Below are 19,139 nucleotides of genomic sequence, written 5' to 3'. Positions count from 1 at the left end.
GAGAAACCATGAACAAGATCATCACCGCACTGGCACTGGCACTGGCATGCATCGCTTCGCACGCCACTGCGGCCCCGAGGACGTATGGCAGCTGCATGCGCGCCTGCGCCGAAGTGGGTCCATCCGCGGCAAAGAACGAACAGTTCGCGCACAGGATGGCGACGCTGAACGACGAAAAAAGCAAGGAGACGGATCCGCAAAAGCTGGCACAGCTCAAGGAACGCGAAGCGTCGATCATCGAAAAGCACGAGGACGATACGGAAAAGCTGTGCCGCTATATCTGCGAAGGCACGCCGCAGCAATAAAAAACCGGGGCACAAGGCCCCGGTTCTCTGGTCGAACAATCCCGCCGATTACAGGTGCACTGAAATCTGCGGCATCAGATCGTCAAACGTACGGCCATTGCCGTTCTCGCCGATCGCATGCATCTTCCACTCGCCGCCATGGCGGTACAGCTTGGCCATGATCTGCGCCGAGTGCGAACCCGTCACCGACAGGTTGAAGCGCGCGACTTCCTGCTGGTTGGCTGCATTGATCAGGCGGCAGTAGGCGTTTTCGACCGTGGCAAAGGTCTGCCCGGTGAAGCTGTTGACCGTGAAGACCAGTGCCTTGACCGATGCCGGCACGGCGTTCAAGTCGACGGTGATCTGCTCGTCGTCGCCATCACCGGCGCCGGTGCGGTTGTCGCCCGTATGGACGATGCTGCCGTCCTTGCTCTTGAGCTGGCGGAACCAGATCACGTCCACCGGCTTGTTCGACTCGTCGAACATGACCACCGATGCATCCAGGTCGACGGCGTCCGACTTGCCGCCACCGAAGCCGAAGAAACCCTTCGACTTGATCGCATCCCAACCCAGACCCATGGTCACGCGGGACAGGCCGCCACCGGCTTCCTTGTCCAGAGAGATCTTCTGGCCTTTTTGCAGATTGACTGACATTGTGTTCCTCCGTTATTTCGCTGGCTGCTGCATCCAGGCTTTGAATGCAGTGCGGTTGCGCGAACATACATACACCTTGCCACGACCCGAGAAGCGCAGGACCATGCCCTCGCCGCTCGTCTGGCTGTTGATCAGGTTACCCAGGAAACCGCCGCTGGTGCCGGTCGTGATCGAAATCTCGTAGCGCAGCGTGCTGTCCCAGCACACCACGTGCGAGTTGTCGATGATCGCGTCCTTGCCCGGCTCGACATCCAGTACCGACATTGACCCGAAGCCCGACACCACCACCTGGCCCTGGCCACCCGTCTCGGTGACGAAGAAGCCGCCACTGTTGGCGAACATGGCATTGCCCAGGCTTTGCGTGCGCACCTTGAGGTCGACGCCCGACGTGGCCGCGACAAAGGCGCCATCGCTGATGATGTAGTGGTTCGGGCCGACATCGACCGTCTGCATCGCACCCGGCAGAGTTGGCGACAGCAGGCAGTCGCCATCGCCGCGCGTGGCTTCGATGTGCTGCTGGAAGAACGACTCGCCGTTGGCAAAGGTGCGCATCAGCGCACTACCGAGCCCGCCCTTCATCTTGCCTTTGAGGTCGAGGGTCGATTCCATCATCACCATCGCGTCGGATTCGCAATAGATGGTCTCGCCCTGCCTCATCGACACATGAAGGAAAGGATCGACATCCCCGGTCACGGTAAATACTGGCATTTGGCTTCCTTAGAATGAGGTTCCACGCAGGGCGCCTCCGCAGAAGCGCCCTGGCTTGAATGATTAAACGTTGACGCCGTAGTTGCGGGCGAGTGGGCCCAGGCCGCCGGCAAAGCCCTGGCCGATTGCGCGGAATTTCCAGTCCGCGCCGTTGCGGTAGACCTCACCGAAGATCATTGCTGCTTCGGTCGAACCGTCTTCCGACAGGTCGTAGCGCGCGACTTCGGCATTGGTGGCGTTGTTGACGCAGCGGATGAACGCCTTGCCGACCATGCCGAAGTTCTGGCGACGGGTTTCGGCATCGTGAATGGTCACGCCCAGGACGACCTTGTCGACGTCGGCCGGAACCTTGGTCAGGTCGATGGTGACGAATTCGTCGTCGCCGTCGCCGGCGCCGGTCGTGTTGTCGCCCGAGTGGACGATCGAACCGTCGCTCGACTTCAGGTTGTTATAGAAGATGAAGTCGCCATCCGAACGGACCTTGCCGGACGAATTGAGCAGGAACACAGCGCCGTCGAGGTCAAAGGCTGCGCCATCGGTGGCGCGAATGTCCCAGCCGAGTGCGACTTTCAGTGAAGTCAGGCCTGGTGCTTCTTTCGACAGGTTGACGTTGCCGCCTTTTTGCAGACTGATTGCCATGATGAGAATCTCCTAAATTGTGAACACCGGGTTGCAAGCGCCGCGAGCTGGTGTTCTGCCACTCGCAGCGAATTCTGTACTGCAGGGCCGGCATGCATGCCGCCGGCCCGGTTGCTGCTTACGCGCCGCCGAGTGCGGCGTGCTTCTTCTTGTACTGAATCGAGCTCCACAGCGACGCCAGGATGAAGGCCACGCCCACACCGCCGGTGATCAGCTCTGGCACGTGCCACTTCATGCTGGCCAGCATGATCACCGCCAGGATACCGATCGCGTAGTGCGCGCCGTGCTCCAGGTAGACGTATTCATCGAGCGTGCCCTTGCGCACCAGGAACACGGTCATCGAACGCACGAACATCGCGCCGATTGCCAGGCCCAGCATGATGATCACGACGTCGCTGGTGATCGCGAACGCGCCGATCACGCCGTCGAACGAGAACGACGCATCCAGCACTTCGAGGTACAGGAAACCACCGATACCGCCTTTTTTGACCGCGTCACCGACGGCGCCGCCGCCCGACTCGCTCTTTTCCAGCAGGCTGCTGAGCATATCGACAGCAACATAGACCAGGATGCCCCACATACCGGCGATCGCAACGACCATCTTCTGCGCTTCATCAACATACGTCAGGCTGAACAGCAGCGCAGCGATGGCGATCATGACGGCGATCGACGACACCTTGCCGAGCGAACCCAGTTTTGCTTCGAAGTTGCCCAGCCAGTGGGTTTCTTTTTCATCGTCCAGCATGAAGTTCAGGAACACCAGCAGCAGGAACATGCCGCCGAATGCCGCCACTTCAGCGTGGTGGTTGGTCAGGTGCATCGAGAAGGCTTTTGGATCCGACAGTGCCAGGTCCCAGACTTCCATCGCGCCCAGGTCAGCAGCAACGGCCACGATGACCAGCGGGAACACCAGGCGCATACCGAACACGGCGATGATGATGCCGACGCCCAGGAACAGCTTGATCCAGAATTCATCCCAGGTCTTGAGGACCGACGCGTTGACCACCGCGTTATCAAACGACAGCGACACTTCCATGACGGCCAGGATGGTCGCCACGCCCAGCGCAGTGACCAGGCCCGACACGCCACCGTGCTCGAATCCCCACCATGCCGCAAGGGCAAGGCAGACCGCGGTCACGATGAATGACCAGGTAAAGTACTTCATTGGTGTTCCCCTCTTATAAATTTATGAAAAACGGTGCTGACGAACAAGTGTAAAGGTTGGCAAGCGATTGAAAAAGCGAAGATAATTGAAGGGTTACTTCCGAAAAACAGAAGCCATGAGCCACGCACTCCCCAACTTTCGTCACCTCTATTACTTCTGGGTGGTTGCCAAGGAAGGCAGCATTACCCGCGCCGCCGAGCGCCTCGGCCTGGCCATCCAGACAGTGAGTACGCAGCTTACCTTACTTGAACAGGCGTTTGGCAAGGCACTGTTCACCCAGCAGGGCCGGCGCCTGACGCTGACCGAAGCGGGCCGCCTGGCGCTCTCGTATGCTGACCAGATCTTTCTGCTGGGTGAGCAGATGCAGGAGGCGCTCGACGCCTCCGACAGCACGCGCATCCGCCTGGCGGTGGGCATTTCCGATTCGCTGCCCAAGTTCACCGCTTACCGCCTGCTCGAGGTCACGACCCGGCTGGCCACACCCGTGCGCCTGGTGTGCCACGAAGACCAGTACGAGGCGCTGCTGGGCGACCTGGCGCTGCACAAGCTCGACGTGGTGCTGACCGACCGCGCCGTGCCCACCGGCACCACGCTGCGCGTGTTCAGCCACCTGCTGTCCGAAAGCGAGATGTTCGTCGTCGGCGCGCCGGCCCTGGCGCACGACTACCGCGATGACTTTCCGGCGTCGCTGCACGGCGCGCCGTTTTTGCTGCCCACCCGCAACAACGCGCTGCGCGGCAAGATCGACGACTGGTTCGAGCGTCATGCGATCAGGCCCGACGTGGTCGGCGAGTTCGAGGACAACGCGTTATTGAATACCTTTGGCCGGCGCGGCCTGGGGCTGTTCTTCACGCCGGCCGCGCCCGCCGCCGACATCGACTACCAGCTCGGCGCCGAGCTGGTCGGCCGGGTGCCGGAGGTGCGCGAACACTTCTATGCGATCTCGAACGAACGCAAGATCAAGCATCCGGCGGTCGAGGCAATCCTGTCGGCCGTGCACAAAGGCGCGTTGGCAGACGGATAAGGGCCGTTTTGGGCTGTACAATGCCCCTTGGCTTTACCTTCTGTTAATACATCTCCAGCATGGAAAATATCCTCTTCCTCGTTCTCGCCCTGTTTCTGGTCGCGCTGAACGGCCTGTTCGTCGCCGCCGAATTCAGTATCGTCACGCTGCGCAAGACCCGCGTGAACGCCATCGCCAAGACCACCGGCCTGCGCGGACGCATCCTGGAGAAAGTCCACGGCAAGCTCGACGCCTACCTGTCGGCCTGCCAGCTCGGCATCACGCTGGCATCGCTGGGCCTGGGCTGGGTCGGCGAGCCGGCCTTTGCCAGCCTGCTCGAACCGGTCTTTGCGTTTGTCGGCGTGACGTCCGAAGAGCTGATCCACAGCATTTCGTTCATCGTCGCGTTCTCGGTCATTTCGTTCCTGCACATCGTGGTCGGCGAACTGGCCCCCAAAACGCTGGCGATCCGGCTGCCGGAATCGGTGGCACTGTGGTGCGCCATCCCGCTGTATGCGTTCTACTGGGCCATGTACCCGGCGATCGCCCTGCTCAATGCCAGCGCCAATACGCTGCTGCGCGTGGCGGGCCTGGCCGGCAAGGGCGGGCACGACCACCACTACTCGCTCGACGAACTCAAACTGATTCTGCGCACCAGCAACCCGGCCGAAAAGATCACGCAGGACGACCGCAATATCCTGGCCCAGTCGCTCGACTTCAGCCAGCTGGCCGTGTCCGAGCTGATGCGCCCGATCAACGAAGTCAGCGCCCTGTACGCCAGCCGCTCGCTCGAGCAGAACCTGGAGACCGTGCGCCGCAACCGCTTTTCGCGCTATCCGTATTTCGACAAGGACGGCGAGGAAGTCATCGGCATCGTCCACCTGAAAGACCTGTATTTCGCATTGCAGTCGGGCCGGCCCATCGGCGACCTGACCCAGTTCCTGCGGCCGGTCGAATCGATTTCGGCGCGCACGCCGGCGCAGGACATCTTCCGGCGCTTCCGCGGCGGCGCGCCCCACTTCGCGCTGATCGGCGAAAAAGGCAAGCGCCCGGTGGGCTTCGTTACGCTCGACAACCTGCTGGGCGCGATGGTCGGCGAGATCCGCGACGAATTCCGGATGAACGAGAACGATTGGCTCAAGCAGGCCGATGGCACCTGGATCGGCAAGGCCAGCCTGCCGATCTTCTCGCTCGAACGCCTGCTGGGCATCGACATCGACAACGAGCAGATGGGCCTGGACGACGTGGAATCGGTCGGCGGCCTCTTGATGGCCAAGCTGGGCGACATCCCCAAGCAAGGCCAGCGCATCGGCTTCCCGCAGTTCGATGTCGTGGTCAAGAAAATGAATGGCCCGCGCATCCTGCTGGTCAAGGTGATCCCGCAACTGACACGTGCCGGCGAGAACGACGACCACGACTAACCGCCTTTTACATCGGCATTGCTGACATTACACAGGAATGATGCTATTTTTTGTGTATATCTGCGTGAACCGACGAGAGGCATTCAATGTCCGCCCAGCTTCGCCATAACGTTCACCTTGCCGGCCGGGGCGCCGCCACGATGGTGTTTGCCCATGGTTTCGGTTGCGACCAGACGATGTGGCGTCACCTCGCCCCCGCCTACCAGCACCGGTATCGCGTTCTCACCTACGATCTCGTCGGCTCCGGCGGCTCGGACCTGTCGGCCTATGACCGCGCGCGCCATGCGACGCTGCAGGGTCATGCCGACGACCTGCTCGCCATCATGGATGCCCATGCCAGCGGCCCGGTGGTGTTTGTCGGCCATTCGGTCGGCGCGACGATCGGCCTGCTGGCCACGATCGCTGCACCCGAGCGCTTCGCGGCCCAGATCATGGTCAGTCCGTCGCCCTGCTACATCAACGACGGCGACTATACCGGCGGCTTCACGCGCGACGACATCGACGAGTTGCTCGAGACGATGGAGACGAACTTCATCGCCTGGTCGCACAGCCTTGCACCCACCATCATGGGCGCGCCCAACCAGCCCCACCTGGCTTCCGGGCTGACGGCCAGTTTTTGCCGCAACGATCCCGAGATCGCGCATCACTTTGCCAGCGTTACGTTCCGCTCGGACCACCGTCTTGATGTGCCCAGGTCCACGACGCCGGCACTGATCCTGCAATGCAGCGACGACCTGATCGCGCCGCGCACGGCCGGCCAATGGCTGCACCAGAACCTGCCCGGCAGCACGTTTGCGATGGTACCGAATGTCGGCCATTGTCCGCACATGAGTGCGCCGACCGCCGTCTCGGCCGCCATCGACACCTTCCTCACACAGCAGCTTCGCTGACCGTCCATGAACGCCGCCCTCACCGTGACCGACCTGTTCTTCGACCAGGCTGCTTGCGGCCTGATGGCAACGGATGCACATGGCATGATCCTCACGGCCAACGCCAGCCTGCATGCGTGGCTCGGTATGCCGCAGGGAGCCCTGATCGGCACGCGCCTGCACGACCTGCTGCCGGCCAGCGCCCGCCTGTTCCACTACACGTGCTGCGTGCCGCGCCTGCAGAGCGAAGGCGCGGCGCATGACATCCAGATCGACCTCCTGACACCAGGCGGCGCGCGGCTGCCAGTGCTGCTCCAGCTCGTACGTCAGCGCGACGGCGATCGCGAGATCGACCACTGGGCCCTGTTTCGCGATGGTGGCAGGCATGCCTACGAAAACGCGCTGCTGTGCAGATCGGACGCGGCCGATGCAGCCCGCGAGGTGCAACGCCAGCGCGACCTGCAACTGCAGGCAGTAAACACGCAGTTGTCGGCGGCCGACCTGCGCAAGGATGAATTTCTCGCCACGCTGTCGCACGAGCTGCGCAATCCGCTCGCACCGATGCGCAGCGCGCTCGACGTTCTCAAGATCAAGCACGGCAACGATGAAGACGCACGCGTGATCGGTGCGTTCGACCGCCAGCTGCGGCACCTGACGCGGCTGGTGGACGACCTGATGGAAGTCTCGCGCATCACGCAGAACCGCATGCAGCTGCGGCGCGCGCCGGTCGACATGGCGGCGCTGGTGCGCGGCGCGGTGCACGACATGACGCCGATGATGACGGCGGCGCGCCACACGCTGCGCCTGGCCTTGCCCGATGCGCCGCTGACCGTCGATGGCGACGCCACGCGCCTGGCGCAGGTCGTGATCAACCTGCTGGGCAACGCGGCCAAGTACACACCCGATGGCGGGCTGATCGATGTTGAACTGACCGGCCAGGCCGGCCACGCCGAACTGCGCGTGCGCGACAACGGCATCGGCATCCCGGCGGGCGCCCTGGGCACGATCTTCCAGTTGTTCACCCAGCTGGAACCGGGGCGCGAGCGCGCCTGCGGCGGCCTGGGCATCGGCCTGGCCCTGGCGCGCGGCATCGTCGAGCTGCATGGTGGCGACATCCTGAGCGAGAGCGACGGACCGGGCCGCGGCAGCCAGTTCACGCTGCGTCTGCCGCTGATCGCGGGTTGCGCGGTGGCCGAACCAGCATTGGCGGCACCTGGCCAGCCGGCGGCGCTGCGGGTGCTGGTAGTGGATGACAATGTCGATGCGGCCGAGACGATGGCGGCCATGCTCGAGCTGTTCGGCTGCACGACGCTACTGGCGCACACGGCCGCCGGTGCACTGGCGCTGGCACCGGACTTCTTGCCCGAAGTGGCGCTACTGGATATCGGCCTGCCCGACTTCAATGGTTACGAGCTGGCGCGGCGCCTGCGCGGGCTGGATGCCTGCGCCGGTACCAAACTGATTGCGGCAACGGGTTGGGGCCAAGAGCGCGACCGGCAACTGGCGCGCGATGCGGGGTTCGACCATCACCTGACCAAGCCGATCGATATCGAGCGGCTGCGCTTGCTGCTACAGTAAGCACTTGTTCCTTACCGGCATCGACAACATGACCCGCGCCTTGTCCCTGAACCTTCTTGCAGCAGGCTTGCTGTCACTGTCCGCGCTGGTCGTGGCGCCAGCGCCTGCCCATGCTTGCGAGCGCGTCTACCCGCAGGCCAATGACGACGACCGCACGCGCCACGTGCGCCTGTCGGCCGGCTGGCCCGATGCGCAGATCCTGCAGAACCTCAAGCTCAACCTCGACCGGGCCGATGTGAAGCGCAGCGAGAGTTCGGGCACGGTCAGCATCCAGTACGCGTACTTTCACAAGACGGTCGTGATCACGCGCTCGGCCAGCAAGGGGGTCGAAGTGCAGCTGCTGGAAAAGGATCGTGAAAAACTCGTCTGGCAGCTGGGAATGTGTTGATGGTACGAAGCGAAGCGAGGCCAGGGGCCTCGCCCCCTGCCCTCGTCAAGCAGCCACGATCTTGCGGTTTGCCACCCCCGGCAACATGCACAGCGTCTTGCCGACGACCGCCTTGTACGTTTTCGACGTGATCGTATCGACGTAGCGGTACTCGGCCCGTGTTTCGGTCGGGGTGACCGTCAGCACGACGAAGCCGCGCAAGGCCGTCTCCGCGTATTGCAGCGGCCCGATCAGCTGCTCCATGCCGCCTGCCACGGTGGCCGGCGCGACAGTCGGGAAGTAGCTTTCGAAACCAGGCGAGGTTACGGCAGGCACGCCGAATTCAACACCCACTGCCCGCCCCTGCTGGTCGGCCAGGTCGCTGGCCCAGGCATTGTGCGTGTCGCCTGCCAGCACCACCATGTTCTTGTTCAGCGTCTGTGCCATGTTCAGCACCGTCTCGCGCGCGGCATGGTAGCCATCCCAGGCATCGAGGTTGTACGGCACCGGTGTGGCTGCCAGCTGCTGCTGTTCGGCGGCGCTCAGCGCCACGCCGGCCTTGACCTTGGCGGCGATCGCGAAGTACGCCGCATAGCCCGTCGTGCCCAGCACCATCGGTGCCGGCAGCAGCATGCGCGCCATCAGCACCTGCTGGCCCAGGATTTGCCAGGTGGCCGTCGACTTGCTCATCTGGTTGCGCAGCCAGGCAGTCTGCTCCATGCCCATCAGCTGGCGCGCCGGGTTCGTCACGTCGGCAGTAAAGGCGGCGCTGTTGAAGCTGCGGTCAGCGCCGACATAGCTGGCGTAGGCCAATTGCTTGTCGCGGCCGATCACGCGGGTATCCAACATGTGCAGCGACAGCAGGTTGCCGAAATCGAACGAGCGGTAGATCTTGTCCGGGCGCGTCGCGTCCGGCACGCGGATCGGCATCCACTCGTGATAGGCCTGGATCGCCATCTGGCGTCGCGCCGACCACAGGCCTTCCGTGGCCGGGTCGTGGTTCTCGGCACCGCCGCTCCAGGTGTCATTGGTCAGTTCATGGTCATCCCAGACGGCGATGAAAGGCATGCGCGCGTGCACCGCCTGCAGGTCCGGGTCGGTGCGGTATTGCTGGAAGCGCACCCGGTAATCCGTCAGCGTGATGATCTCGGTGGCCGGCTTCGACACGCGCCCCAGGGTGCCCGCGTTCTGCGACGCGTAGCCGCCGGCAGCGTATTCGTAGATGTAGTCGCCCAGGTGCAGGCCGACATCGATGTCGTCAAACCTGGCGGCATCCGCATACACGTTGAAGTAGCCGGCCGGGTAGTTCGAGCAGCTGAACACGGCAAAGCGCACGCGCGCCACGCTGCCCGTTGGGAGGGTCTTGGTACGCCCCACCGGCGAGAGCTGGCCGTAGCAGCCGAAGCGGTAGAAATAGCTGCGGTTGGCCGTCAGGCCGGTCGCATCGACCTTCACCGTGAAATCGCTGGCGCTGCCGGTGCGAAGGCTGCCCGAGGCCACCGTACGCGAAAAGTCGCTCGTCTCCGAGATCTCCCAGCCGACATCGATGTCGTCGGCACCGGTGGCCGTGATGCGCGTCCACAGGATGACGCGATCGGCCAGCGGGTCGCCGCTGGCCACGCCATGCGAGAAGCTGACGACGCGGTCGTCGCCGTCGCCGCCGCAGGCCGCGAGCGGGAGCGTGGACACGGCGACGGTGCCGAGGGAGAAGGTGCGAATGAAATTGCGACGCGAATGCGATTGGTTCATGGGATGGCAATTGGCAAAAGTGAAAGACGGCAAATCTTAGCCAGCGCCGATGACGCTCTGATGACGCGGGCGATGCACGGGGCATGAAGTGTCCGCCATAAAAAAACGCCCGGTCGGACAGGCCGGCCGGGCGTGCAAATCACGTGCGTGATCAAGCCTGCTTGCGCTTCTTCAGCCCGACGATGCCGGCCAGCCCCAGGCCCAGCAGTGCCAGCGAATGCGGCTCGGGCACCGGCGTCGCCGGCCCGAATACCTGGTCGCGCACGGTGCCGGCGATGTCCGGGTAATTCGTGAACACGCCGTCCACACCGAGGTTGTAAGCGGCCTCGTAGCTGGCCGGGTTGTTCAGGAACGTATACGGCGTGACCGTCATTCCCGCATCGTGCGCAGCCTTCACGCAGGCTGCGCTGAGCAGGCCTGCCGAAGGACCGATCCCGTCGGCGATGGCCGCAACGGCAGCTGCCCCTGCTGCCGTGTTGGGGCAGACGCCCAGATAGCTGACCGGGATCGACGAGTTGGTGTTCAGGTATTCCACCTGCGCCGCGTTGAAGGACTGCGTCAGGGCGCGGCCTGCCGTCGTGAAGTAGCCGTTGTACTTCGCATTGGTCAGGCCCGCCAGGATGGCTTCCGCAACCTCCAGCCCGGTCTGCTTGGCTTCCGGGAAGACGCCGATCGCGACACCCGTTTCCAGGAAATGGTTGTAGGCCAGGTCGAGGAAGGCGTCGTAAGACGTGAAGCTGTACGAGACGGCCGGGTTGAAATAGGTCTTGTCGGTGCAGTAGCCATTGGCGTTGCGGCACGTCACGGACAACTTCTCGAGCTGCGCCAGCGTGAATTTGCGCACATCGTAGGTCCCATTGCTGGAACGCAGGGCGGCGATCTCGGGATGCGTGGCGGCGAACGCGACGACGTTCGTCGTGGCATTCAAGGTGCCGTCATGCAGCATTACAGCCTTGTTATCGGCGGTCAGGTACACATCGCCTTCGATATAGTCGGCGCCCATGCGGATGGCGAGCTGATAGGACTGCACCGACTCTTCCGGCAGATAGCCGCTGGCGCCGCGATGGGCAATCACCAAAGGACGTTCACCGGTGAGTGTCGACACGGGCATGGCATGGGCGGCGACCGGCGCGAACAGCATGGCCGCGAGCGGCAACAGTCCAAGATGCGACGTTTTCATAAAAGCAACCCCTCTTCAAGTGTGATGAGTTATTTCGCGCCTCGCACCACGGGCGAGCGCATCAGAAGTTGTCAGCGCCATATCGGCGGGGATGACGAGGGGATGCTAATTCGGCATGATGACAGTGGCATGAATGCGTGCGCCGTGTAAGAAATATCCTACAAGGCGAATGAACACGTTAGACTCGTGGGGAAGTGATGAACATCCCCTCCAGTCCGTCCTAAACCATGCATGAGTAAATGGAATAGCCTGCAATTATGGAAGAGTCCTTGCCGGCGTTCGCTGAAAAACCCACCACATTGCTGTCCAAATTAGGACCTGGCCTGATCACCGGCGCGGCAGACGACGATCCGAGCGGTATCGCAACCTACTCGCAGGCCGGTGCGCAATTCGGTTTTGGGTTGCTGTGGACGGTGATCTTTACCTATCCGCTGATGGTGGGCATCCAGATTGTCAGCGCACGTATTGGCGTGGTGACTGGGCATGGATTAGCCACCAATATCCGCCGCCATTATTCGAAGACGTTGCTGTATGCCATCGTCATGCTTTTGCTGCTTGCAAACATCATCAATATCGCCGCCGACATCGCGGCAATGGGCGACGCCCTGCGGCTGGTAATGGGCGGCCCCGCGCATGTGTATGCGATCGGCTTCGGTGCATTGTCTGCCGTGCTGCAGGTGATGATTCCCTACACACGTTATGTGCGCATCCTGAAATGGATGACGCTGGCGCTACTGGCGTACGTGGTGACCGTGTTTGTCGTCAGGGTGCCATGGGCCACAGTCGCGGTCGGCTTGATCACGTTCCCGCACCTGCCCTGGAAGGCCGCCTACGTGACGACGATTGTTGCGGTATTCGGTACCACCATCAGCCCGTACCTGTTTTTTTGGCAGTCATCGCAGGAAGTCGAAAACCTGCGTGCGATACCCGAAGCGCGGGCGCTGAAATATGCGCCAGCCGACGCCAAGGCAAGCCTCGACCGGATCAAGGTCGATACCTATATTGGCATGGGTTTTTCAAATGCCGTGGCATTCGCCATCATGCTGACCTTTGCCGTGACGTTGCACCTGCACGGCGTCACCGATATTTCATCCTCGGCGCAGGCGGCGGAAGCGCTGCGGCCGATTGCCGGCGAATTCGCGTTCATCCTTTTCAGTCTTGGCATCATCGGCACCGGCCTGCTGGCGATTCCCGTGCTTGCGGGATCGGCTGCCTACGCGATGGCGGGCACCTTTGAATGGAAGAACAGCCTGCAAGACAAGCCGGCAGTGGCACCGCGTTTCTACGCGATCATCGTTCTGGCGACGCTTCTCGGGGTGGCACTGATCTACGCACCCATCGACCCGATCAAGGCGCTCTACTGGAGCGCCGTCATCAACGGCGTCGTCTCGGTCCCGATCATGGCCGTGATGCTGCTGATGGCGGCGCGGCACGACGTCATGGGCGCATTGACCATCTCCCGGCGCTTGAAAGTCCTTGGATGGCTATGCACGTCGGTGATGGCGCTCGCTGTGGCGTGCATGTTTGCCCTCGCCTGAACGGGCGTGCCCGTTACCGGCCAACTGCTGCTGCAGCGGTCTTTCCACAATCGCTTCCCAGCCATTTTCCGGTGCCGCTCGATTTCTGGCTGATGTCGGCGCCACCCGGCCCAGGTAGGGTAGTGACTGATTCAAACCGATACGATGTCTCACTCTCGGCCTTCAGGACGGCGTCGACCTTCATCCGGGGCTGGGCGCAGGTCATGCTCACATTCATCCCGTCGGCAGTTGGTGTCATCTTCTTGGTGCAGGAATCCGCGCCTTTTTTACCGAACAAATCGAAGTCGTTGATGTTTTGCCGGGTAATGCACTGTCTCGTGCGCAAACCATCGCCGTTCAGTTCAGTGCCGCTGGCGGCCATCATCTTGTCGATCTGCGCGCGCTGCTCGGGCGTCATCAGGGCCATCTGGCTTTTCATCAGCTCGAGGTAGCCTCCCAGCGGATTGCCCGCCGCCTTGTCGGGCAGCGTCATATCGATCTGCCACAGCCCGGGTTTGATGGTCGGTTGCTGCGCGAATGCCTGGCCTGCACAAAGGCTGGCAAGGGCAAGGATGATGTGTGCGGCGCGTGTTGTTCGCATACTGGCTCCTGATAGGTAGAGTATTTCAGTGTATGCGATTCGGCCAGGGAGTGAATTCTGCGCTCGTGCAATCGGTGCGAAGCAAGTGACGCGATATCAGGCGACAGTGCCGGGCGAGTCAGGTGCAATGATTTACAGATGTGCGTGCGTTCACGCACGGCGCGGCCGGTACCACACGCCTAATCTCGAACTCCCGATGTCACTGCTCGTCGCGTTGCCACAAGCAAGCGAGCTATTCAAGAAAGGTTATATTCCAATGGAATCGAAGCAAGCAACACTGCACCGCATGGTCACCCCGGAACATACTTGTCCATTCGGCGTCGCATCACTCGACTTATTGCAACAGGCGGGCTACCAGGTCGAGGATCATCAATTGACGACCCGTAGCGAAGTCGATTCGTTCATGCAGGCCGAGGGGGTCGAGACGACACCGCAGACCTATATTGACGGCAAGCGCATCGGCGGGCATGAAGAACTCGTCGCTTTTTTAGGCGACAAGTAAAAGCCAGCCGCCTGGCCGGCGCCAGGCGCCCTCCGGCTTACGCCGGACCGCCGGCAACCTTCGCCAGCAAGATCACATCGCTCGATTCGATCAACGCCGGTATCTGCTCCGACAGCATCCGCAGATGCGGCGTCGCAAGATGCCGGTCAAGGTCGGCCTTGCTCTGCCACTCCTCGGTAAACACGAAGCGCCGTGGATTGGCAATATCGCGGTTCACCTGGTAGCTGATGCACCCTTCCTCGCGCAGCGTCGGCTCGACAACGGTGCGTAACAGTGTTTCCAGTTTCTCTTCCAAACCGGGCTTGGCAACAAAAATAGCAACGACGGGCAAGGTCATGGTGGTCCCTGAAAGTAAGCGACCGACAAGATTATCACAATGGTGCTGGCGGAACTTTTGCTACGAGCGCTGGGCACACATCGACCGGTCCAACCGCAAAATGCTGGCCTCGCCAGCACGTTTTGCGCCTTCCTTCTATACTGGCCGACCGCCGCGGCGCAGACCGCGGCTTGACCCTCATGTTAAGAAAACGAAAAATTCATGGCAGCCTTGTTTACCCCGTTCACCCTCAAAGACGTCACTTTGCGCAACCGTATCGCGGTGCCGCCGATGTGCCAGTACACCGCCAATGACGGCTTCGTCAACGATTGGCATCAGACGCATTACGCCAGCATTGCTCGTGGCGGCGCCGGCCTGGTGATCGTCGAAGCGACCGCCGTTTCGCCCGAAGGCCGTATCACGCCGGGCTGCACTGGCCTGTGGAATGATGCACAGGTCGAGGGCATGGCCCACATTGCCGCCCGTATCAAGGCCGCCGGTGCGGTCGCCGGCATCCAGATCGGCCACGCCGGCCGCAAGGCCAGCGCCAACCGTCCGTGGGAAGGCGATGACCATATCCCGTCGGAAAATGCCTACGGCTGGGACACCATCGCACCGTCGGCGATTGCCTTCGGCAAGAATCTGCCAAAAGTGCCGAAGGAAATGACGCTGGACGACATCGCGCGCGTCAAGGCCAATTTCGTCGACGCTGCCCGTCGCGCGCTCGCGGCCGGCTTCGAATGGCTCGAACTGCACTTTGCGCACGGGTACCTGGGCCAGAGCTTCTTTTCGCCGCACGCCAACAAGCGTACCGACCAATACGGCGGCGATTTCGCCGGCCGCAGCCGCTTTTTGCTCGAGACGCTGGAGGCCGTGCGCGAAGTCTGGCCGGCCAACCTGCCGCTGACCGCGCGCCTCGGTGTCATCGAATACGATGGCAACGACGAACAAACCGTCAACGAATCGATCGAACTGGTGCGCATGATGCGCCAGCGCGGCCTGGACATGCTGAGTGTCAGCGTCAACTTCACGATTCCGGATGTGAATATCCCCTGGGGTCCGGCCTTCCTGGGTCCGGTGGCCAAGCGCGTGCGTGACGAAGCCGGCATTCCGGTCGCATCGGCGTGGGGCTTCGACGGTCCGCACCTGGCAGAACGCGCCGTGGCCGACGAACAGCTGGACCTCGTCATGGTAGGCCGCGCCCACCTGGCCAATCCGCACTACCCGCTGGAAGCGGCCAAAGAGCTGGGCATCGAGCGTCCGACCTGGGTATTGCCGGCGCCGTATGCGCACTGGCTCGAGCGTTACAGCATGCAGAAGTAAAACGTGTTTCGGTGGGAGGTGCTCATTGCTCCGACTGCCGAACCGTTGTCCGGCAAGCGATTGGGGCGCGCGCGTTTCCCGCCGCGCCTGCCTCGCGCCACCTGCTCGAGAACCTCACTACAATCGGTTGACCGATCAGCAGCGAGGACCATCATGAGCATTCATCCCGAACACGACCTCAATCCCGGCGACGATGCCGAACCCGGCACGCCTGGTACCGGCGAAGACGTCTGTGACGCCTGCGCCGGCAAAGGCACACTCCCCGATGGCAAGGAATGCCCGCAATGCGGCGGCAGCGGCCACGTCATTGTGGGTATTGGCGGGGGCTAAGCGCGCTCGCCGAAGAATCTGATTCCTGGCAAGCACGTACATCAGGCGCCTGTCGCTGGTCAGCGACGGCGCTGATGCAGTGCGCTGGTCGAGAGCGTTTAACGACGACGACGGCGGCGCGCCAGTAGCGCAACCGCACCGATCCCGAGCAACGCCATGGAGGCAGGCTCCGGGATATCCCGATTGATCTCGGCCGAACCGGGAATCAGACCCGGGACAATAAAGGCGCTACCGTCATAGGCATGAATCTGGAGGTTATCAAGCCGGTCAATATCGAACTTGATGTTTGACAGGCTGCCAACACCAGTACCAGCGTAAATATGATAGCCGGCCATTTCACCATAAAAGGCGTTGTTGCATGGCTCTCTTCCACTGCAGCCCGGAGTGCCATTACCGTTAATCCACGTTCCATCCATACGACCAGTATCGGTGAAAGAATAGGTAAACTCCCCATTAAGGTCATGCCGGGCGGCGTTGAATGAAACATAGTAATCGTCCGTGCCGAGCAGGGCTGTCAGTTTGGCGACATCGATCGTCAATTGAACGGGACCGGACAGATAAGCACCCAACGTCGTGTGCCTGATCGTGCCGCCCTTGAAGGTCAACCCGTAGTCATTGCCTGAAGCCCGTCCCAGGCTGTCCTTGCCACCATTGTGGTAATCGCCGATGGTCACGCCGTGGGCAAACTCTTCAAACGAGATACTGATGGAATTTGCAACAGCCGGCGCGGCCGCGGTAAGCGTGAGGACAGCTGCTGCAATACAACGTCGAAACATGGGTAACCTCTTTAATTGTTCTGGAAATTAGAACATAGCAATTCGCGTGCCTGTTCTGTAACCTCTTGAATCTTAAAGGGGCGTCATTTTTTATTGCTAGTTGTGTAAGAAATTCCGACAAGAACTTGCCGGATTTCTGATCGACATTTACTGCGGCGGCTGACCGTTCGACGCCATCAACCCGGCATCCACCGGCAAGTTCACGCCGGTAATGAGGCGCGCATCGTCGCTCGCCAGGAACGCCATCGCGGCTGCAACGCCATCCGGATCTTCCGGCGCGCCCAGCGGCATGCGCTCGTTGAACTTGGCGACCAGTTCGGGCTTGTTGATCATGTCCTGGGTCAACCCGGTGTCGGTAAAGCTTGGATTGACCGCGTTCACGCGCACCCCGTCCTTGGCCGCATCCATCGCCATTGCCCGCACCATATTGCTGACCGCGCCTTTCGACGTGTTGTAGGCAAACATTTCCCAGTCACCGCCCAATCCCGAGACCGACGACGTCATCACGATCGAACCGCGGGTCTTGACGAGTTCAAGCATTGCGGCCTTGGCCATGTGATAGTAGCCGGTGACATTGACGGCCATGACACGCGCGAAGTCTTCTTCGCTCGTGGCCATGATGTCGCCGTCCGTCGCGATGCCGGCGTTGTTGATCAGGATATGCAGGCCGCCGAAGCGCTCGACGGTGGCCTTGACGGCGGCTGTCGCAGTGGCCTTGTCGGCGGTATCACCGACCTGCACGAGCACGCGATCCTGGGGAAGACTGGCGGCAGCTTTGCCGAGTTTATCGCCGTCGATATCGAGCATGACGACACGGGCGCCCTCATCCAGAAACCGGCGGGCAGCCGACAGGCCGATGCCGGATGCGGCACCCGTGACGAGGACGGTTTTATCATTAAAACGGTTCATTGAATTCCTTTCGAGCAGGCAGAAACAGCCCGGTTGCGCGCGGCAAGCGGACCATTCATGAGGCCTTGTTGGTTCACGAGAATGTGCTGTCGACGATAGCACAGGGGTTCGTGCACCCCTCTTACGGTTCCAGCAGGAAAACTCCAGTGGAACCTATTCGACGATGCGTTCTTCGTCGTGCTTGACGATCGGATCTTCGGTGCCGGTCCACTCGCTCATCAGGGAGTAACCGACTGCCAGCAATACTGGGCCGATGAACATCCCGATGAAGCCGAATGCGATCAGGCCGCCCAGCACGCCGAGCAGCGTGAGCAAAAACGGCAGGCTGCTGCCACGGCTGATCAGCATCGGCCGCACGACGTTATCGACGCCGCTGATCAAGACCGCGCCCCAGACCGTCATGAAGATCGACCAGCCGGTCTCGCCTTGTGCGAACAGCCAGAGCGCCGCCCCGCCCCAGACCAGCGGCGGGCCGAACGGGATCAGCGACGTCAGGAAGATCAGCACCGACAGCAGCGGCACGGCCGGCACACCGGCAATCGCAAAGCCGATAGCAGCGACGATTGCCTGCGCCAGCGCGGTGCCGAGCAGGCCGTACATCACCCCGCGCACCGTCTGGCTGACGGTGGCCTGGATCGATTCGGCGCCCTCGCCCATCACCTTGCGCATCGTCACTTCGATGATCGACAGCAGGCCATTGCCGTCGCGGTACAGGAAGAAGCTCACGAACGCGGCCAGGCTCATTTGCACGACGCCGGTGCCCAGCATCAAGCCGCCTTTGACGAGCCAGTGGCGCGCCGGCTCGAGCATGCGCTGGGCCAGCGCCAGCATCTGCTCACGGCTGGCGATCAGGTCGTTCAGATAGGTCTCGACCGACGGGCCGACCAGCGGGATCTCGCGCAGCCAGGTGGGCGGCGCCAGTTCGCGGTGCTCGATCAAGAGGCGCAGTTCGCCGAAGCCGCGCGCGACGTCGTCGCCCAGGTTATAGGCGACCATCGACAGCGGAATGATGAACAGCAGCGTGAGCGAGAGCGTCATGGTCAGCGCCGCAATCGTGCGCTGGCCGTTCAGGCGCGTGAGCAGCCGCAGGTACAGCGGCCAGCTCGAAATGGCGACGGCGGCGGCGAACAGGATCGCCGGCAGGAAAGGCCGCAGCACATAGAGGCAGCCCAGCGTGAGCAGGATGACCATGGCGATGCGGGTGTAGTTCCTGCCAGGTCGTTGCTGCTCCATGCTGCCTCAGGGAAG

The 19,139-nt window shown here is 62.1% G+C and carries 21 protein-coding genes; 10 read left to right on the top strand and 11 right to left on the bottom strand.

The features are described from left to right. Window positions 1-8 precede the first annotated feature (8 nt). Complete coding sequence (locus tag AC56LW_RS06880) at window positions 9-305, top strand: hypothetical protein (RefSeq protein ID WP_332533032.1); 297 nt, start codon at window positions 9-11, stop codon at window positions 303-305. 48 nt (window positions 306-353) lie between these two features. Here the strand turns inward: AC56LW_RS06880 and AC56LW_RS06875 are convergent, their stop codons facing one another. The 4 genes from AC56LW_RS06875 to AC56LW_RS06860 form a co-directional block, all read right to left on the bottom strand. Continuing rightward, window positions 354-938 carry a TerD family protein gene (locus AC56LW_RS06875; RefSeq protein ID WP_183557066.1) on the bottom strand — a complete coding sequence of 195 codons (585 nt, stop codon included), beginning with the start codon at window positions 936-938 and terminating at the stop codon, window positions 354-356. A 12-nt stretch (window positions 939-950) separates the two neighbouring features. Further along, window positions 951-1,646, bottom strand: a complete 696-nt coding sequence (locus tag AC56LW_RS06870; RefSeq protein ID WP_332533031.1) for a TIGR00266 family protein — start codon at window positions 1,644-1,646, stop codon at window positions 951-953. A 63-nt stretch (window positions 1,647-1,709) separates the two neighbouring features. Further along, on the bottom strand, window positions 1,710-2,285 hold the full coding sequence (locus tag AC56LW_RS06865; RefSeq protein WP_183557061.1) for a TerD family protein: 576 nt from the start codon (window positions 2,283-2,285) through the stop codon (window positions 1,710-1,712). 118 nt (window positions 2,286-2,403) lie between these two features. Next, window positions 2,404-3,450, bottom strand: a complete 1,047-nt coding sequence (locus AC56LW_RS06860) for a DUF475 domain-containing protein (protein WP_332533030.1) — start codon at window positions 3,448-3,450, stop codon at window positions 2,404-2,406. Between the two features lie 115 nt (window positions 3,451-3,565). Between AC56LW_RS06860 and nhaR the strand changes: the two genes are divergently transcribed. The 5 genes from nhaR (at window position 3,566) to AC56LW_RS06835 (ending at window position 8,709) form a co-directional block, all read left to right on the top strand. Next, entirely contained in the window at window positions 3,566-4,474 is a 909-nt protein-coding gene (gene nhaR / locus AC56LW_RS06855; protein ID WP_332533029.1) for a transcriptional activator NhaR, read from the top strand. 59 nt (window positions 4,475-4,533) lie between these two features. Beyond that, window positions 4,534-5,874 carry a hemolysin family protein gene (locus AC56LW_RS06850; protein WP_183557055.1) on the top strand — a complete coding sequence of 447 codons (1,341 nt, stop codon included), beginning with the start codon at window positions 4,534-4,536 and terminating at the stop codon, window positions 5,872-5,874. A gap of 86 nt (window positions 5,875-5,960) precedes the next feature. Next, a complete protein-coding gene (locus tag AC56LW_RS06845; RefSeq protein WP_499633078.1) occupies window positions 5,961-6,764 on the top strand; it encodes an alpha/beta fold hydrolase in 804 nt (267 codons plus the stop codon). 6 nt (window positions 6,765-6,770) lie between these two features. Continuing rightward, window positions 6,771-8,321: a hybrid sensor histidine kinase/response regulator gene (locus AC56LW_RS06840; RefSeq protein ID WP_499633076.1), complete on the top strand. Its 1,551-nt coding sequence runs from the start codon at window positions 6,771-6,773 to the stop codon at window positions 8,319-8,321. A gap of 28 nt (window positions 8,322-8,349) precedes the next feature. Then, window positions 8,350-8,709 carry a hypothetical protein gene (locus AC56LW_RS06835; RefSeq protein WP_499633074.1) on the top strand — a complete coding sequence of 120 codons (360 nt, stop codon included), beginning with the start codon at window positions 8,350-8,352 and terminating at the stop codon, window positions 8,707-8,709. A 45-nt stretch (window positions 8,710-8,754) separates the two neighbouring features. Here the strand turns inward: AC56LW_RS06835 and AC56LW_RS06830 are convergent, their stop codons facing one another. Both AC56LW_RS06830 and AC56LW_RS06825 read right to left on the bottom strand, forming a co-directional pair. Then, window positions 8,755-10,437: an alkaline phosphatase D family protein gene (locus AC56LW_RS06830; protein WP_499633072.1), complete on the bottom strand. Its 1,683-nt coding sequence runs from the start codon at window positions 10,435-10,437 to the stop codon at window positions 8,755-8,757. A 151-nt stretch (window positions 10,438-10,588) separates the two neighbouring features. After that, window positions 10,589-11,617 (bottom strand): glycerophosphodiester phosphodiesterase family protein, encoded by a 1,029-nt coding sequence (locus AC56LW_RS06825; RefSeq protein ID WP_499633070.1) that lies wholly within the window; start codon window positions 11,615-11,617, stop codon window positions 10,589-10,591. 257 nt (window positions 11,618-11,874) lie between these two features. Here AC56LW_RS06825 and AC56LW_RS06820 point away from each other — a divergent pair, with 257 nt between their 5' ends. After that, a complete protein-coding gene (locus AC56LW_RS06820; RefSeq protein ID WP_499633068.1) occupies window positions 11,875-13,155 on the top strand; it encodes an Nramp family divalent metal transporter in 1,281 nt (426 codons plus the stop codon). A 13-nt stretch (window positions 13,156-13,168) separates the two neighbouring features. Here AC56LW_RS06820 and AC56LW_RS06815 read toward each other — a convergent pair whose 3' ends face one another. Then, entirely contained in the window at window positions 13,169-13,735 is a 567-nt protein-coding gene (locus tag AC56LW_RS06815; protein ID WP_499633066.1) for a DUF3617 domain-containing protein, read from the bottom strand. A gap of 196 nt (window positions 13,736-13,931) precedes the next feature. Between AC56LW_RS06815 and AC56LW_RS06810 the strand changes: the two genes are divergently transcribed. After that, entirely contained in the window at window positions 13,932-14,237 is a 306-nt protein-coding gene (locus tag AC56LW_RS06810) for a glutaredoxin domain-containing protein (protein WP_499633064.1), read from the top strand. A 37-nt stretch (window positions 14,238-14,274) separates the two neighbouring features. On the opposite strand, the gene AC56LW_RS06805 is transcribed toward AC56LW_RS06810, so the two are convergent. Continuing rightward, window positions 14,275-14,574, bottom strand: coding sequence for a putative quinol monooxygenase (locus tag AC56LW_RS06805; protein ID WP_332533019.1), 300 nt, complete (start codon window positions 14,572-14,574; stop codon window positions 14,275-14,277). A gap of 201 nt (window positions 14,575-14,775) precedes the next feature. Here AC56LW_RS06805 and AC56LW_RS06800 point away from each other — a divergent pair, with 201 nt between their 5' ends. Together AC56LW_RS06800 and AC56LW_RS06795 are read left to right on the top strand one after the other, a co-directional pair. Next, complete coding sequence (locus AC56LW_RS06800) at window positions 14,776-15,876, top strand: NADH:flavin oxidoreductase/NADH oxidase (RefSeq protein WP_499633062.1); 1,101 nt, start codon at window positions 14,776-14,778, stop codon at window positions 15,874-15,876. Between the two features lie 153 nt (window positions 15,877-16,029). Beyond that, a complete protein-coding gene (locus AC56LW_RS06795) occupies window positions 16,030-16,206 on the top strand; it encodes a hypothetical protein (protein ID WP_499633060.1) in 177 nt (58 codons plus the stop codon). Window positions 16,207-16,304: 98 nt separating this feature from the next. Here AC56LW_RS06795 and AC56LW_RS06790 read toward each other — a convergent pair whose 3' ends face one another. The 3 genes from AC56LW_RS06790 to AC56LW_RS06780 all read right to left on the bottom strand — a co-directional run bounded on the left by AC56LW_RS06790 (window position 16,305) and on the right by AC56LW_RS06780 (window position 19,124). Beyond that, window positions 16,305-16,982 carry a PEP-CTERM sorting domain-containing protein gene (locus AC56LW_RS06790; protein ID WP_499633058.1) on the bottom strand — a complete coding sequence of 226 codons (678 nt, stop codon included), beginning with the start codon at window positions 16,980-16,982 and terminating at the stop codon, window positions 16,305-16,307. Between the two features lie 147 nt (window positions 16,983-17,129). Next, a complete protein-coding gene (gene budC / locus AC56LW_RS06785) occupies window positions 17,130-17,891 on the bottom strand; it encodes a meso-2,3-butanediol dehydrogenase (RefSeq protein ID WP_332533015.1) in 762 nt (253 codons plus the stop codon). A gap of 153 nt (window positions 17,892-18,044) precedes the next feature. Further along, a complete protein-coding gene (locus AC56LW_RS06780) occupies window positions 18,045-19,124 on the bottom strand; it encodes an AI-2E family transporter (protein WP_499633056.1) in 1,080 nt (359 codons plus the stop codon). Window positions 19,125-19,139: the final 15 nt, after the last annotated feature.

Source organism: Telluria sp. LT2P80 (assembly GCF_059685955.1).
The sequence above is the reverse complement of the archived record's forward strand: the minus strand, read 5'-3'. Positions and strand labels throughout refer to the sequence as shown.